We start from the raw sequence: 14,950 nt of genomic DNA, 5'->3' as shown, positions 1-14,950 counted from the left end.
TCCCTCTTAGAGCAGCTTCTGGGCGGCAAGGAAGTCGACCAGCTTGATGCCGGCGTCGCCTTCGTCCGTGATGATGGTGCCTGCGGTGCGCGGAGGGCGCTCCTCCGCGTTGGCCACCGTGGTCCAGGAGCCGGCACGGCCTACCTGGGCTGCGTCGAGCCCGATGTCCGCGAGGGACAGCGTGGTGATGCTCTTGCGCTTGGCGGCGATGATGCCCTTGAAGTTGGGGTAGCGGGGCTCGTTGATCTGGTCCGTCACGGACACGACTGCCGGCAGCGGCGCTTCCACGGTTTCCGAGAAGGTGTCCGCGTCCCGGCGTGCGGTCAGTCGGCCGCCGTTCACTTCCAGGGAGGACGCAAACGTCACCTGGGGCAGGCCGAGGCGTTCGGCGAGCTGCGCCGGAACCAGGGAGGTCTCGCCGTCGGTGGAAGCCATGCCGGTGATGATCAGGTCCGGCTGTCCCACGTGGCGCACTGCCGCTGCGAGCGCCAGCGACGTGGCGGCGGCATCCGAGCCCGCCAGCGCGTCGTCGCTGAGGTGGATGCCTTCGGTGGCTCCCATCTGCAGGGATTTCTTGACGGCATTCACGGCGCCGGCGGGACCCATGCTCAGGGCGATGACCTGGTTGCCCGCCTTGCTGCCGCCGCGCGCCTCGGCCAGCTGCAGTGCGGCCTCCAACGCGTACTCGTCGAGTTCAGACAGGATGCTTTCACTGCGGTCCGCGGTGAAACCCTCTCCGTTGAGGTGCCGGTCGAACTGGGCGTCCGGGACATGCTTGACCAGGACGATGATTTTCAATGTCTCTTCCACTGTATTTACAGCAGCCTTCCATGCTTGTGGTCAGCCAGCCGGGTAAGGTCATGGCCGCGGAAACGCCCGGCGTACGGGTAGCTCCTAGCTAACCATATAGGCCCCTGCGGGCGCCCTCTTCCGTTAACCCCCGTGTCAGCGCTCCGTGTACCCCGGCGGGCGGACGCAAGGCGGGAACGCGCGACGGCGGGGTCCCCGCCCGCGTGGGGGCCCCGCCGTCGTCCTCCCCTTCTGACTCGAAGAACGGGTGAAGGGTGCGAGCCGGTCAGCTTGCCGCTTTGCCCAGGGTGACCTCCAGCGTCCGCTCCTGGCCGTTGCGGAGGACAGTGACGTCCACCTTTGTGCCCGGGGCCTGCTCGCGCACGGCCGCCGTCAACTGGTTGGGTTCGCCGATGGGGCGGTCGTTGAACCGGGTGATTACGTCGCCGGTGCGGATTCCTGCCTTGTCCGCGGCGGACCCCGGCTCCACGCTGGCCACATCTGCTCCGACGGAGAAACCGGAGGACGATCCCGTGGCGGTCTTGCCCTTCACGCTGACGCCCAACTGGCCGTGCGAGGCCTTTCCGGTGTCGATGATCTCCTGCGCAACGCGCTTGGCGTGGTTGATGGGGATGCTGAAGCCCACGCCGATGTTTCCGCTGCTGGAGGAGGCCTCGGAACCGGCCGACGCGATTGCCACGTTGACGCCGATTACCTCGCCCTTGGTGTTGACCAGGGCACCGCCCGAGTTGCCGGGGTTGATGGCCGCGTCGGTCTGGATGACGTTGATGGAGATTGAGCCCTGCCCGGAGGACTGCCGGCTTTCTCCGCCCCCCGGAGGGGCGAACTGAAAGCCGCCCTCGTCGTCCTCCGCATTGTCCCCTTCCTCCGGGGCAGCGGAAGAAGCGACGCTGATGGTCCGGTTTAGCGTAGAGACGATACCGTCCGTCACAGTGCCCGTCAGGCCCAGGGGCGAGCCGATGGCAATGGCGGTGTCACCGACATTGAGCTTGCCGGAGTCCCCCAGCGTGGCAGGGGTCAGGCCTGAGGGATCCTCGACCTTGATCACCGCGAGGTCGGACAGCGGGTCCGTGCCCACCACCTTGGCAGCCAGGACGCGCCCTTCGCTGGTCCGGACTTCCAGGGAGGCGTTGGCCGTCTGGCCGTCCAGGGTGACCACGTGCGTGTTGGTGAGGATGTGGCCCTGGTCATCAAGCACGATGCCCGAGCCGGTGCCGCCTGCGCTGCCGCTTGAGGCGCTGATGGTGACCACGCTCGGCGTTGCCTTCACCGCCGCTGCCGTAATCGCGTTGACCTCGTCCTGGTTGTTGACGATGACCGTTCCGGGCTGGCTGCTGCCGCCTGCAGAGGACTGTCCGGCATTGCCGAACAGTTCCGCCGAGCCCACGGTGGCTACGCCGCCGCCCACCAGGCCTGCGGCGAGGATGCTGGCGATGAGGGTTCCGACGCCGAACGTTGCCTTCCGTCGCGGCGCATCCTTGGGGTTGGGTACGTAGCTGCTGCCCGCCTGCTGCGGCCCGTGCTGGCCGGAGAAATGGCCCTGCTGGCCGTAGAACGGCTGGTGCTGCGGATAGTCCGGGCGGCCGGCAGCAGGAATTTCCTGCGTTGGCTGCGGGCCGTAGGGCTGGTCCATGCGCCGGGTGGGATGCTGGTCCGCCGGCTGGTGCTCCGCACCGCTGCCCTCGGGTGAGCTCCCGGGCGTATGGTTCTCAGTCATGGGACTTCCTTTCATCCTCGTCTGCACTTAACTATGGACCCCGCGGCTGGAACAAGTTCGGATGTTTGCTGAGAGCTTGCTGAAGGGCCGGAGGCGTCGCTCCGGCGTTTCGCTGGTGGCATATTCGCCCCGATGGACGGTGCCTGCGGTGCACCATAGAATCAACATGAATTGCCACAGCGACCTGCGGCTTCACATTGACGCTTGGGGGCGCTGCTGCATTCCGGGAGCCTGATTCGGCCCGAATCAGCGTGAAGCGTGCTGAAGGGTTGCACATGCGGTCAAAGTTCAAGAGTTTCCTCGCCGTGATCGGCCTTGCCGGACTGCTGGCCCTGCCCGCCGGTGCGGCCCACGCCGAAGATCCCGTGGAGATCCCGTCAGGCACCAACGTCGTAGACCAGGCCAATGTCCTGGGCGCGCGGAAGGGCGAAGTCCAGGAAGCCGTCCAGAAGCTCCTGGAAGACCACAAGTACAACCTGTACGTGGTGACTGTTGATTCCTTTGAAAACCCGTCTGATCCCGCGCAGTGGGGTGCCGCCGTTGCCAGCCAGAAGGGCATGGGCACGGCCGACGTCATCCTGGCGATCGCCACCGAAGGCCGTTACTACTTTGCGCCCAACTCAGCCAGCCCCATCTACTCCAAGCGGACCAACATCACGCAGAACGCGGTGGTGGCAAACCTCGCCGGCGGAAAGAAGGACTACGCCCAGGCAGCCATCGATACCGCGGCCGCCATTGGCGACGCCGCCGGCGGAGGCAGCGGCTCCGTGCCGTCCGGTGACGGTGCCGGCGCCGCTGTGCTGGTGGGAACGGGCGTCGTGGCAGCAGGCGGAGCAGGCGCCTACCTCTACTTCCGCAACAAGCGCCGGAAGGCCCAGGCGGCCGGCGCTGCCAACCCCCAGGGTGCACCGGCTGACCCGTTGGCAGGACTCAGCATCCCCGACCTCCGCAAGAAGAGCGGCTCACTTCTGGTGGAGGCGGACGACGCCATTACGTCCAGTGAGCACGAACTCGGCTTTGCCCAGGCGCAGTACGGTGACGCCGCCACCGGAAACTTCACCAAGGCCCTTAGCGAGGCCAAGGCCCACATGTCGGAGTCGTTCAAGCTCCAGCAGCAGCTGGACGACCACATTCCTGATACCGAAGAACAGCAGCGCACCTGGCTTACCGAGATCATCCGCCGCTCCGAGGCAGCCCTCGCGTCCCTGCAGGAGCAGAAGGCGGACTTCGATGCGCTGCGCGAACTGGAGAAGAACGCGCCGCAGGCCCTGGCTGCAGTGCAGTCCGGCGCCCGGGAAGCGGACGCGAAGATCGCCCAGGCGGACCAGACCCTCGCCGCCCTGCGCGCCAAGTACGCCGACAGCGCCCTGGTGCAGGTTTCCGACAACATCATGCAGGCCAAGGAGCGCCTGGCTTTCGTGCAGAACGCCACGGAGACGGCCAGCCAAAAGCTCGCCGACGGTGAACCGAGCCTGGCTGCGGTGGCGGTCCGTGCCGCGGAGGAAAGCCTGCACCAGACCAACGTCCTGTTGGATGCCATCGCGAGGGTTGCAACACACCTGGACAAAGCACGGACCGGCCTGGACACCGCCGTAGTGGACACCTCGCAGGACCTGGCCCAGGCACGTGCAATCCTCCAAGCAGGTTCACATCCGGAACTTGCCGGTCCCGTGGCCGGTGTGGAAGCCGCCTTGGCACAGGTCAAGTCCGAAATCCAGGGCGGCAAAATCGACCCTATCCGGACCCTCGAACGCGTTGAGGCAGCCCACCAGTCCCTGGACCAGGCACTCAGCGGGATCCGGGACCAGCAGGAACAGGCCCGGCGGGCCCAGGCTGCCCTCCAGCAAACCATCATGTCGGCCCAGGCACAGATCAGCGCCACGTCGGACTACATCGGCGCCCGGCGCGGAGGCGTTGGAACCGAAGCCCGCACAAGGCTGGCAGAAGCCCAGCGGAACCTCGACTATGCCCTGTCGATCTCGCGGCAGGACCCGGTGACCGCACTCACCTACGCCCAGCAGGCCCACGGGCTCGCAGCCCAGGCGGCCCAGCTGGCGCAGGCGGACGTGGACCATTTCGGCGGATATGCCCAGCAGGGCTATGGGCGTGGCGGAATGTTCGGCGGCGGTGGCGGCGGCGGGTTGGGCGGTGCCATCCTGGGCGGCATCCTCATCAATTCCATCCTCAACGGTGGCGGCAGCGGCTGGGGCGGCGGCCACAGCGACGGCGGTGGCTGGGGCGGCGGGGACTTCGGCGGCGGCGACTTTGGCGGCGGCGACTCGGGCAGTTTCTAGCTGCCGGACCGGCCGGCGGCCGACCGGGCACAACATTTTGGAAGTTCGACACGGAGCAGGATGAAAGGTATCACCATGGTTAAGCAGTCCATTTTCGGCCGCATTGCACAGTTGGCGAAAGCAAACATCAACACGTTGCTGGACAATGCCGAGGATCCGCAGAAGATGCTGGACCAGATGGTCCGCGACTACACCAACAATATCGCGGAGGCCGAATCCGCCGTCGCACAGACCATCGGCAATCTGCGCATGCTCGAGGACGACTACAACGAGGACGTCCGCAACGCCCGTGACTGGGGCAACAAGGCGCTGGCCGCGTCCCGCAAGGCGGATGAGTTCCGGTCCAACGGCAACACCGCCGACGCCGAAAAGTTCGACAACCTCGCCAAGGTGGCACTGCAGCGCCAGATGGCAGCCGAGAACGAGGCCAAGGGCGCAGAGCCCTCCATTGCATCCCAGCGTGAAGTGGTGGAGAAGCTGAAGACCGGCCTGGAACAGATGAAGGGCAAGCTGAACCAACTGACCAGCAAGCGCAACGAACTGGTGGCGCGGTCCAAGACAGCAGCTGCCCAGTCCCAGGTGCACGATGCCATCAAGAGCATCGACATCATGGATCCCACCAGCGAAGTGGGCCGGTTCGAAGAGAAGATCCGCCGCGAGGAAGCACGGGTCCGCGGCCAGCAGGAACTCGCAGCGTCCAGCCTGGACGCCCAGTTCAACCAGCTCGAGGACCTTGGGGAGCAGGTGGAAATCGAGGCGCGCCTGGCCGCCCTCAAGTCCGGAAACGCCGCGCCGGCCCTCGGCGCGTCCGGCACGTCCGCAGCCGGCACCACGGTGGACGAAGTGGATTACGACAAACTCTGAGACAAGCACACTGCCCGCTGCAGGGCATTCGGGGCCGGGGCCCGGAAGGCATGTCCTTCGGGGCCCCGGCTCCTGCTGTTCAGCGCTGGTGTGTAGCGTGGAGCCATGCCCTCTTCAGCTTCCCTCGTCTGGTTGCGCGACGATCTCCGCCTCGACGACAATCCGGCGCTGGCGCAGGCCGCCAGGCTGGACCAGCCGCTAACGGTGCTCTTTGTCCTGGACGAAAACTCGGACGGGATACGACCCCTGGGCGGCGCGGCGCGCTGGTGGCTGCACCACTCGCTGGCCGCCCTGGGCGCCTCCCTGGAAGCGGCCGGATCCCGGCTGCTCCTCCGCCGCGGACCCGCCGCCGCCGTCATACCCGAAGTCGCGGCCGCCACGGGAACCAGCCACCTCTTCTGGAACCGCCGTTACGGGCTGCCCGAACGCACTGTGGACGCCGCCATCAAGGCCTGGGCCGTAGAACAGGGCCTGGCTGCAACGAGCCTGCAGGGGAACCTCCTCTTCGAGCCCTGGACCATCCGCACCGGCGCGGGCGGGCCATACAAAGTTTTCACCCCGTTCTGGCGCGCCTGCCTGGCAACGGATGGCATCCGGGAGCCGATGGCGGCCCCGCCCACGCTGCCTCCTCCCCCGGCGGGTGCCGGCGCCGGCGACGACTTGGACACCTGGGGCCTGCTGCCCGCCGCACCGGACTGGAGCGGCGGGCTGGCAGCGGAGTGGACGCCGGGAGAAGAAGGCGCCCGGCACCGGCTGGAGGATTTCCTGGCCGGGCCGGCACAGGAGTACGGAACCGGACGCAACCTTCCGGGCATCGAAGGAACCAGCCGGCTCTCGCCGCACCTTCGCTTCGGCGAGGTGAGCCCATTCCGGGTATGGCGGGAAATCAGCCGCCGCTTCCCACGGCAGGTACCGGCCGACGTCGGGATCTTCCGTTCCGAACTTGGCTGGCGGGAATTCTGCTGGCACCTGCTGTACACGAACCCGGACCTCGCCACCCGGAACTATCGCGCCGAATTCGACCGCTTCGAATGGAACAGGCCGGGCCCGGAGGAACTCGGTGCCTGGCAACAGGGGCTCACGGGTTATCCGCTGGTCGATGCGGGCATGCGCCAGCTGTGGACTACCGGCTGGATGCATAACCGGGTCAGGATGGCGGCCGCCTCGTTTTTGGTCAAGAACCTCCTCGCCGACTGGCGCACGGGCGAGGCCTGGTTCTGGGACACCCTCGTGGATGCCGACCCTGCCAGCAACCCGGCGAACTGGCAGTGGGTGGCTGGATCAGGTGCCGATGCCTCGCCGTACTTCCGGATTTTCAATCCCGTAACGCAAAGCAGGAAGTTCGATGCCGCCGGAACCTACCTGCGCACCTACCTCCCGGAGCTGAAGCAACTGGACGCCAAAGCCATTCACGAACCGTGGAAGTCCGGCTCGCACGGGTACCCGGTTCCCCTGGTGGACCTTTCCGAGTCCCGGCAGCGCGCCCTGGATGCCTACCAGCGGCTCAAGGACGGCTGAGGCCGCCGGCAGGGGCCGGTGGGACGGCTGGATGATGCCGGGTCAGCGGCTGACCTTGCCCATGAGGGACGCAATGGGCCGGAGGAACAACGGGCGTGCCAGGAACCAGGCAGCGGCCATGACCGCCACCGAGGCCAGGAACACCCAGAAACCGAACCAGTCGTCGGCGTCCCGGACCCCATACATGTGGTTCAGGTTCCGCAGGGCCCCTGTTGCCAGCACCAGGAACACGTGCACGGCGATGAAGGCCACGAAGTAGATCATGACCGGGAAGTGCACGGCGCGGGCCCATTCGATCGGGAAGGCCTTGTTCAGGGCGGCCGCCTTCTTAGGCCACGCGCCGGACATCCGCAGGCCCGTTATGAAGGCCAGCGGGGCGGCGATGAACACGGTGGCGAAGTAGGCCAGCAGCTGGAGGGCGTTGTAGTTGACCCAGCCGTTTTCGGTGGGCCAGTTGAGTGAGGCGTACTGCAGGGCCGCCGAAAGGGCGTTGGGGAAGATATCCCAGCTGGTGGGCACGATCCGCATCCATTGGCCGGTGGCGAAGAGCAGCACCGCGAACACCAGGCCGTTGACGATCCACAGGACATCCAGTGCCAGGTGGAACCAGAGTTCCAGGGTGATCTTGGTGGGCGCGTTGCGGGTCCGGATGAGGCCCTTGTTGTTGCGGGTCCAGTGTCCGCTGGGCTTGGTGGTGGTCCGCACCTGCCAGCCGCTGCGGATGATCAGCAACAGGAAGAAGGCGTTCAGGAAGTGCTGCCAGGCAAGCCATGCCGGGAATCCAACGGGCGCGCCTTCCGGCAATTCCGAATGGCCGGGAAATTCCGCCACGAATGAGGCCACCGGGCCCAGGCCCATGAGGAGCTTTGCCAGGAGAACCAGGACCACCAGCGCCGCCAGGACCGCCGGCACGGCCCAAAACAGTTTGGACCTCTGGCCCGCCGCGCCGCCGGGCTTCTTCGTGGGTGTGGACATCGATCAACATTCCTCTCGAGAATGACTGGCCAAGTGCTCACGGACGCGTGAGGCTCCGCGAAAGAGAATACTAGGAACCGCAAGTATATCCGGACAAGGAAAAGCCCCGCCCGGCTGTGCCGGTCGGGGCCTTTGCATAGTTGCGGGGACAGGATTTGAACCTGTGACCTCTGGGTTATGAGCCCAGCGAGCTACCGAACTGCTCCACCCCGCGTCGCTTGACCAACACTACCCTACTTTGGCCTCGAAATTTTCCACCTGGCAGCAGGACCCCGCCAGACCCGGGCAGAAAGCAGGGTGATTCCGGAAACAGGAAAGTCCGGACACCGTTTCCAGTATCCGGACTTTCCGTTTCAGTTGCGGGGACAGGATTTGAACCTGTGACCTCTGGGTTATGAGCCCAGCGAGCTACCGAACTGCTCCACCCCGCGTCGCATGAACTACTTTACCGGGCGGTGAACATCAGGCCAAATCGGGAGGCCGTGATGTCCGTCTCCCCCCGCGCCCGGCACCCGCTCCGCAGAGGAGCAGGCGCCGGGTGCCGCCGTCGTCCCTAATTTCCCGCGCTCGTGGACGGCGTGGGTTCGGCAGTGGCGGTCGGGGCTGCCGGGGCGGCCGCCGGGATCTTCGCTTCGGCGCTGACCGCCTTCTGCAGGGCCGCTGCCAGCTTCTTCTGCGCCTCGCCGTAGGCCGCGAAGTCGGCGGCCGCCAGCGCGGCCTGTCCATCCTTGATGGCCTTATTGGCCTCGTCGAGCGCAGCCTTCAGCTCCGCCTTGGCGTCCGTGGCTGCCGGCGCCCCGGGGGTCGGATCCGCAGGCGCCTGGCCGTTGTTGTCCGAGTCGCCCGCAGCCGCGCCCGAGTCGCCGCCGAACAGTTGCTTGAGTGCGGCGTCGAGGGTGGGAGCGAAACCGACCTTGTCGCCAAACGCCACCAGGACGCGCTGGAGCGTGGGGTAGGACGTTTCGCCCGTGGACTTCAGGTACACCGGCTGCACGTAGAGGATGCCGCCGCCCACGGGAAGCGTGAGCAGGTTGCCGCTGAGCACGTCGGAGGCGCCCTGGCGCAGCAGGTTCAGCGCCTGGGACACAGTGGGGTCGGAGTTGAACTTGTTCTGCGCCTGCCCGGGACCCGGGACCTGGATTTCCGGCGGGATCTGCAGGAGCCTGAGCTTGCCATAGCTCTCGGCTTTCACGCCGGCCTCGTTTCCGGCGTCCGAATCGGCGGCCAGGAAGCCGTAGAGGACGTTGCGGGCCGTGCCGTTGACAATCTGCGGAATGAACGACGACGTCAGCTGGAACGCCGGCTTGTCCTGGTCCGGCATCTGCAGCGACATGTAGAACGGCGGCTGCTTCACGTCGGTGTCCACAGTGGGATCCGCCGGGACGCTCCATGCGTCATTCGTCTTGTAGAAGCTGGAGGGATCGGTGACGTGGTAGCGGCCCAGGAGTTCCCGCTGGACCTTGAACAGGTCCTCGGGGTAGCGGACGTGGCTCATGACCGCCCCCGACATCTCCGAGTACGGCTTCAGGGATGCCGGGAACACCTTCTGCCAGGACTTCAGCAGCGGGTCCTGGTCATCCCAGGCGTACAGCGTGACGCTGCCATCGTAGGCATCCACCGTTGCCTTCACGGAGTTGCGGATGTAGTTGACAGTGCTGTTCGGCAGTGCGACGGCGCGTCCCGAGGTGGTCTGGGAGTCCGCAGTGGCGTCCGACAGCTGCTGCTGCTGGGAGTACGGGTAGAACTGGGTGGTGGTGTAGCCGTCCACGATCCATTTCACGCGGCCGTCCACCACAGCCGGGTAGGCGTTCCCGTCGACGGTGAGGTACGGGGCCACCTTCTCCACGCGTTCACGCGGGTTGCGGTCGTACAGGATCTGCGACTCCGGATTCACGCCGTCCGAGAGCAGCAGGTCCGAGGACTGGAACTTGATGGCGTAGAGCACCTTGTTGAAGAACGTGCCGACATTCGGTCCGCCGTTGCCCTCGAAGGTGTACTGGGTTTCGCCTTCCCCGGACGGCCGGTCCTGTTCACGTTTGGGGGCCCCATCCGGGGCGCCAACGATCGAGTAGTCCGGCGAGAACTCACCGAAGTAGATGCGCGGTTCGTAGCTGGAGTCATCCCCGAGCACGCCCGTGGAGGGGATGCCGGACTGGAGGAATTCAGGCTTGCCGTCCACGGTGAACTTGTTGCCCTTGGCCGCCACCACGCCGTAGCCATGGGTGTACACCACGTGCTCGTTCAGCCAGCCCTGCTGGTTCGTGGCCACGTTGTCCGGGTTCAGTTCACGGACCGCGATAACGGTGTCCTGGATTTTGCCGTCCACCTCGTAGCGGTCCACGTTGAGGGCCTCGGGGAACTGGTAATACGGACGGTACTGTTCCAGCTGCGAAAACGCGTCGGAGATCAGGTTCGGGTCCAGGAGGCGGATGTTCGCGGTGGTCTGGGCGTCCGGGGCCAGCGCGCCGGTGGTGGCCGTGTTGGTGGCGTCGTAACGGTCCACCTGGATGGTATCGAGGCCGTACGCTTTGCGGGTGTAGTCGATGTTGCGCTGGATGAACTGCTTTTCCAGGGTCTCCTCGGACGGCCGCACCTGGAACTGCTGGATGACCCAGGGGTAGACACCGCCGGCCAGGATGGAGGTGATCACCAGCATCGCGGTGCCGATCATGGGCAGCCGCCAGCGGCCGATCACGGCCGCCACCACAAACAGGATTGCCACCAGCAGCGCCGCTACGGCCAGGATGGCCTTGGTGGGGATCACGGCGTTGACGTCGGTGTACAGCGCGCCGGCCCAGCGGCCGTTGCTGCCCTGCAGCGCCGCGTAGCGGTCCAGCCAGAAGTTAATGCCGAGCAGCAGCAGGAAAGCCGCACCCGTGACCGCAATGTGGATCTGGGCTGCCCTGCTCGTGAAAACGCCCCGCTCCATGAGCCGGATGCTTCCGTAGAGGTAGTGGGTCAGGATCCCCGCGATGCCGGCAATGACCACAACGCTCAGCAGGAAGCCGGTGACAAAGCCGAGGAACGGGAGGGTCATGACGTAGAAGCTGATGTCCAGCCCGAACTCAGGGTCCGTTTGGCCGAAGGGTTCCTGGTTGAAGAACAGCAGCACCTTCTGCCACTGGCTGGCAGCGGCACTGCCGGCGAAGAGCCCGAAGAGGACCGGCAGCCCCACCATGACCACGCGGCGGACAGGCTCAAGCTGGGCCTGGTACCGGTTCAGGTTGTCGCGGATGTCTGAGTCCGGTGCGTAGACCGGACGGGCGTTGTAGGCGATCCGGATCGCGAAGTACACCGCCAGGAACATCGTTGCGAACCCGCCTGCGAAGATGCCGGCCCGTGAGAGGTTTTCCGTGATGAAGACTTCGACGAAACCGAGCTGGCGGTACCAGAGCACGTCCGTCCAGACATTGGCAAAGAAGATGAAGCCCACCACAACCAGCGCAACAACCACCAGGGTGGGTGTCAGGGTACCGCGTGATGACGGGGGTCTTCCGGTGGGCATGGGGCTGGCAGGACGGGACAAACTCGATACCTCATAGCTGCTGGTCAGAAATGCTTAGTTCCTGCCAGTCTAGTTGCTCGAACAGGCAGGAAGAGCGGCCGTGTCCAGGCCGTTACCTGCGCGTTCCACGGCGGCGCGTGCCTCCGCCAGCGTCTCTACACGGACCACCTGCATACCGTCCGGGACGTGCTCCGCCACCTCCCCGCAGTTTTCGGCGGGAGCCAGGAACAACGTGGCACCGGCCTCCCGCGCGCCCTGCATTTTCTGGCGGATGCCTCCGATGGGGCCCACCTGCCCGTCCGGCGAGATGGTTCCGGTGCCGGCGATGTGCCTGCCGCCGGTCAGGTTGCCCGGCGTGATGGTGTCGATGATGCCCAGCGAAAACATCAGGCCGGCGCTTGGCCCGCCCACTTTCTCAAGCGAAATCTTCACGTCAATGGGAAAGGTGAACAGGTATTTGAGCATGACGCCAAGAATGTGGCGGCCCTCCACTTCCTGCGGAGTGACGCTCACGGTGACCGGCTTTCCGTCCCGCTCCAGCACCACGGTGGCAGGCGCCCCGCCGCCGGCAGCGAGCTCCTTCTGGATGACTGAGAGGGCGGTGACCGCCTTGCCGTTGATGGAAGCGAAAATATCCCCCGGCAGAATCTTGCCCGCCGAAGCGGAGCCCTCCGGGATCTCCGCGGCCTGGAGCTTCTCACCGAACGGGATGTCCAGCTCATTCAGTGCGGATGCCAGGGCGTTTTCCTGGGAAGAGGCCATTGCCATGGAACTTTGCTCATCGGCTTCCTCTTTGGTGGTGCCGGTGGGATATAGCAGTTCCACCGGGTGGATGCTCCTGGCAGGATCCAGCCAGGCCGAGAACGCGCCGAGGATGCTCACCGGGCTGTTGGGTCCGCCGTCGACGTAGACCGTGGTGAGGTCCAGGTTTCCCTCGGCAGGGTAAGCCTGCCGGCCGCTGACGCTGATGACCGGGGCGTCGTTGATCCTGCCAAGGGTGTTGTAGGTGGGCCCCGGAGATTCGATGACGTACGGCACCGGAACGGTCCCGACCGCAATCCCCAATCCGAGGGCTGTCATGCCCGCCAGCATCATGACGGACACTTTCCCGTCCCCGGGCTCCTTGTCCCTGGATTCACGGTCCCTGGGTTCGGCTATCAACGTCACCCACCAAGAGTACGCGCTGACCCGGGGCGGCGGTCTTTGCCGACAGCGAACGGTGCCGCCGGCCGGCAGACAGCCGCTTCCCGCGGGGGTACCGTGAAGGTTGATCAACAGTCACACCGACGATCGGCAGGACCATGACCTCCAATCCACTTAATTCGTCCAACGGCGATGACACGCCCAAGGATCCACTGGCAGAAATGCTGCAGAACCTGATGGGCGGCAAGGGGATGGAGAACTTCGACCCGGCCGAGCTGGCCAAGGCTGCGGGCCTGCCGAACGATCCCAACCTCCTGGCGCAGATGTTCGCCCAAGTCCAGGCCATGATGAGCGCCCCGTCAGAGGGGCCGGTGAACTGGACCCTGGCGCATGAGAACGCCCGCCGGGTGGCCGCCGGCAGCGCTGACCCGTCCGTGACGGCCCAGCAGTCGCGGGAAGTGGACGAGGCCCTGCGGCTCGCGGAGCTGTGGCTGGACCCGGTGACTGACCTGCCCGGTACGGGGCTGATCGGCCATGCGTGGTCCCGCGCCGAATGGGTCGAGGCCACACTGGGCACCTGGAAGCGGCTCACCGAGCCCGTGGCCAACAGCATCGCAAACGCGCTGTCCTCAGCCATGACTGAACAGATGCCGGAGGAAATGAAGTCCATGATGGGCGGCGCTTCCTCAATGCTGCAGAACATGGGTGGCGCCATCTTCGGCATGCAGCTGGGACAGGCCATCGGCGCACTGTCCACGGATGTGGTCAGCTCCACCGACATTGGCGTGCCGCTGGTGGATCTGGAGATGGCACTCCTGCCGGCCAACGTGGCAGCCTTCGGTGAAGGCCTTTCGCTGCCGGCAAACGACATCCGGCTCTTCCTCGCGGTCCGGGAAGCCGCCCACGCACGGCTCTTCGTTCAGGTCCCCTGGCTCCGCGGCCACCTGCTCGGCGCCATCGAGGCGTACGCCCGCGGTATCCACATCGATACCTCCCGTATCGAGGAGCTGGCCAGGGAACTTGACCCCGGCAATCCGGAAGGAATCCAGGAAGCCCTCTCGCAGGGCGTCTTCATGCCGCAGCGCACCCCGGCGCAGGACCAGGCCCTGGAGAAGCTGGAGACAGCCCTCGCCCTGGTGGAGGGATGGGTGGACGAACTGACGGCCGCCGCCACGGAAAATGTCCTCCCCTCCGCTGCCGCCCTGCGCGAAACGGTCCGGCGCCGGCGTGCAACCGGCGGTCCGGCGGAACAGGCCTTTGCCTCGCTGGTGGGGCTGGAACTGCGGCCGCGCCGGCTTCGGGACGCCGCCACGCTGTGGGCGACCCTCAAGGAGGAACGCGGCATTGAGGGCCGCGACGCCATCTGGCACCACCCGGACCTCCTGCCGACAGCCGAAGACCTGGACGATCCCCGCGGCTTCAGCGGCCGCCGCAAGCTCGCTGAAGCCAGCGGCAGCGAAGTGGATGACGCCCTGCAGAAGCTGCTGGACGGCGGATTCGACGACGCGCCGGACTCCGACGGCAAGTGACCGGCCGGCTTATTGGCAGGAGCCGGGAGGTTCGGGCAGGGACCTCGATGTGGCAAACGCCACGCCTTCCAGGAACGCCTTGGCCCGCTGTGTCTCCGGGTAAGGCTCCAGGAGGCGCCAAAAGGCGGCGTTGTGGGAGGGCACCAGCAGGTGTGCAAGCTCGTGGAGCAGCACATAGTCGATGACCCACTGCGGCATGGGCCGCAGCTTGTCCGACAGCCTGATGCTTCCGTCCGACGGCGTGGCCGAACCCCAGCGCGAGTTCTGGTTGCCCACCCACCTGACGGAGGAAGGAACGGCGCGCCCTCCGAGGTAGCGGGCCGAAAGCGCGGTGGCGTGTTCCGCCAATGCGGCGTCGCTGGCGGGACGCCGGCGGCCGCCGACAGCGCGCTTCTCCCCCTGCCGCTGCAGTTTGGCCAGCATCCGGTGCACCCACTCGGCCTCCTGCGCTGCGGAGAAGCGTGCCGGAATGGCCACCACGGCGGTGCCGTTTTCCCAGAAGGCGGCCACGGTGCGGGTGCGCCGGGCTGAACGCCGCACCTCCACGGGGGAACCGTCCGGGGTGCTGAGGGCAGCCGCAGGTATAGTGCCCTGT

Annotated in this window: 10 protein-coding genes and 2 tRNA genes; 4 read left to right on the top strand and 8 right to left on the bottom strand. The window is 66.2% G+C overall.

Annotated features, from left to right (window positions below; translation table 11 throughout):
• Positions 1-6 precede the first annotated feature (6 nt).
• Positions 7-798, bottom strand: coding sequence for an electron transfer flavoprotein subunit beta/FixA family protein (locus ACIQCN_RS01320; RefSeq protein ID WP_400603197.1), 792 nt, complete (start codon positions 796-798; stop codon positions 7-9).
• A 277-nt stretch (positions 799-1,075) separates the two neighbouring features.
• Entirely contained in the window at positions 1,076-2,527 is a 1,452-nt protein-coding gene (locus ACIQCN_RS01315) for a S1C family serine protease (RefSeq protein ID WP_400608993.1), read from the bottom strand.
• A 275-nt stretch (positions 2,528-2,802) separates the two neighbouring features.
• On the opposite strand from ACIQCN_RS01315, the gene ACIQCN_RS01310 reads away from it, so the two are divergent.
• The 3 genes from ACIQCN_RS01310 (at position 2,803) to ACIQCN_RS01300 (ending at position 7,203) form a co-directional block, all read left to right on the top strand.
• Complete coding sequence (locus ACIQCN_RS01310) at positions 2,803-4,821, top strand: TPM domain-containing protein (RefSeq protein WP_400603195.1); 2,019 nt, start codon at positions 2,803-2,805, stop codon at positions 4,819-4,821.
• Between the two features lie 75 nt (positions 4,822-4,896).
• Entirely contained in the window at positions 4,897-5,685 is a 789-nt protein-coding gene (locus ACIQCN_RS01305) for a PspA/IM30 family protein (RefSeq protein WP_400603194.1), read from the top strand.
• A gap of 105 nt (positions 5,686-5,790) precedes the next feature.
• Positions 5,791-7,203, top strand: a complete 1,413-nt coding sequence (locus ACIQCN_RS01300) for a cryptochrome/photolyase family protein (protein WP_400608991.1) — start codon at positions 5,791-5,793, stop codon at positions 7,201-7,203.
• A 42-nt stretch (positions 7,204-7,245) separates the two neighbouring features.
• Here the strand turns inward: ACIQCN_RS01300 and ACIQCN_RS01295 are convergent, their stop codons facing one another.
• The 5 genes from ACIQCN_RS01295 to ACIQCN_RS01275 form a co-directional block, all read right to left on the bottom strand.
• Positions 7,246-8,178: a cytochrome b/b6 domain-containing protein gene (locus tag ACIQCN_RS01295; RefSeq protein ID WP_400603192.1), complete on the bottom strand. Its 933-nt coding sequence runs from the start codon at positions 8,176-8,178 to the stop codon at positions 7,246-7,248.
• A 140-nt stretch (positions 8,179-8,318) separates the two neighbouring features.
• A tRNA-Met gene (locus tag ACIQCN_RS01290) sits at positions 8,319-8,392 on the bottom strand.
• 143 nt (positions 8,393-8,535) lie between these two features.
• A tRNA-Met gene (locus tag ACIQCN_RS01285) sits at positions 8,536-8,609 on the bottom strand.
• A 122-nt stretch (positions 8,610-8,731) separates the two neighbouring features.
• Positions 8,732-11,683, bottom strand: coding sequence for a UPF0182 family protein (locus tag ACIQCN_RS01280; protein ID WP_400603191.1), 2,952 nt, complete (start codon positions 11,681-11,683; stop codon positions 8,732-8,734).
• Positions 11,684-11,752: 69 nt separating this feature from the next.
• Positions 11,753-12,778: a PDZ domain-containing protein gene (locus tag ACIQCN_RS01275; RefSeq protein WP_400604244.1), complete on the bottom strand. Its 1,026-nt coding sequence runs from the start codon at positions 12,776-12,778 to the stop codon at positions 11,753-11,755.
• A gap of 206 nt (positions 12,779-12,984) precedes the next feature.
• Between ACIQCN_RS01275 and ACIQCN_RS01270 the strand changes: the two genes are divergently transcribed.
• Positions 12,985-14,355 (top strand): zinc-dependent metalloprotease, encoded by a 1,371-nt coding sequence (locus ACIQCN_RS01270; protein WP_400603190.1) that lies wholly within the window; start codon positions 12,985-12,987, stop codon positions 14,353-14,355.
• Positions 14,356-14,364: 9 nt separating this feature from the next.
• On the opposite strand, the gene ACIQCN_RS01265 is transcribed toward ACIQCN_RS01270, so the two are convergent.
• Complete coding sequence (locus ACIQCN_RS01265) at positions 14,365-14,940, bottom strand: YgjP-like metallopeptidase domain-containing protein (RefSeq protein WP_400609331.1); 576 nt, start codon at positions 14,938-14,940, stop codon at positions 14,365-14,367.
• Positions 14,941-14,950: the final 10 nt, after the last annotated feature.

It is taken from the genome of Pseudarthrobacter sp. NPDC092424, assembly GCF_044754925.1.
Classification (GTDB): Bacteria; Actinomycetota; Actinomycetes; order Actinomycetales; family Micrococcaceae; genus Arthrobacter.
This window is presented reverse-complemented; position numbering and strand designations above follow the sequence as displayed.

Coding starts and splice junctions, on each gene's coding strand:
- ACIQCN_RS01315 (WP_400608993.1), bottom strand. CDS start 2,527: ATGACTGAGAACCATACGCCCGGGAGCTCACCCGAGGGCAGCGGTGCG.
- ACIQCN_RS01310 (WP_400603195.1), top strand. CDS start 2,803: ATGCGGTCAAAGTTCAAGAGTTTCCTCGCCGTGATCGGCCTTGCCGGA.
- ACIQCN_RS01305 (WP_400603194.1), top strand. CDS start 4,897: ATGGTTAAGCAGTCCATTTTCGGCCGCATTGCACAGTTGGCGAAAGCA.
- ACIQCN_RS01300 (WP_400608991.1), top strand. CDS start 5,791: ATGCCCTCTTCAGCTTCCCTCGTCTGGTTGCGCGACGATCTCCGCCTC.
- ACIQCN_RS01295 (WP_400603192.1), bottom strand. CDS start 8,178: ATGTCCACACCCACGAAGAAGCCCGGCGGCGCGGCGGGCCAGAGGTCC.
- ACIQCN_RS01280 (WP_400603191.1), bottom strand. CDS start 11,683: ATGCCCACCGGAAGACCCCCGTCATCACGCGGTACCCTGACACCCACC.
- ACIQCN_RS01275 (WP_400604244.1), bottom strand. CDS start 12,778: ATGATGCTGGCGGGCATGACAGCCCTCGGATTGGGGATTGCGGTCGGG.
- ACIQCN_RS01270 (WP_400603190.1), top strand. CDS start 12,985: ATGACCTCCAATCCACTTAATTCGTCCAACGGCGATGACACGCCCAAG.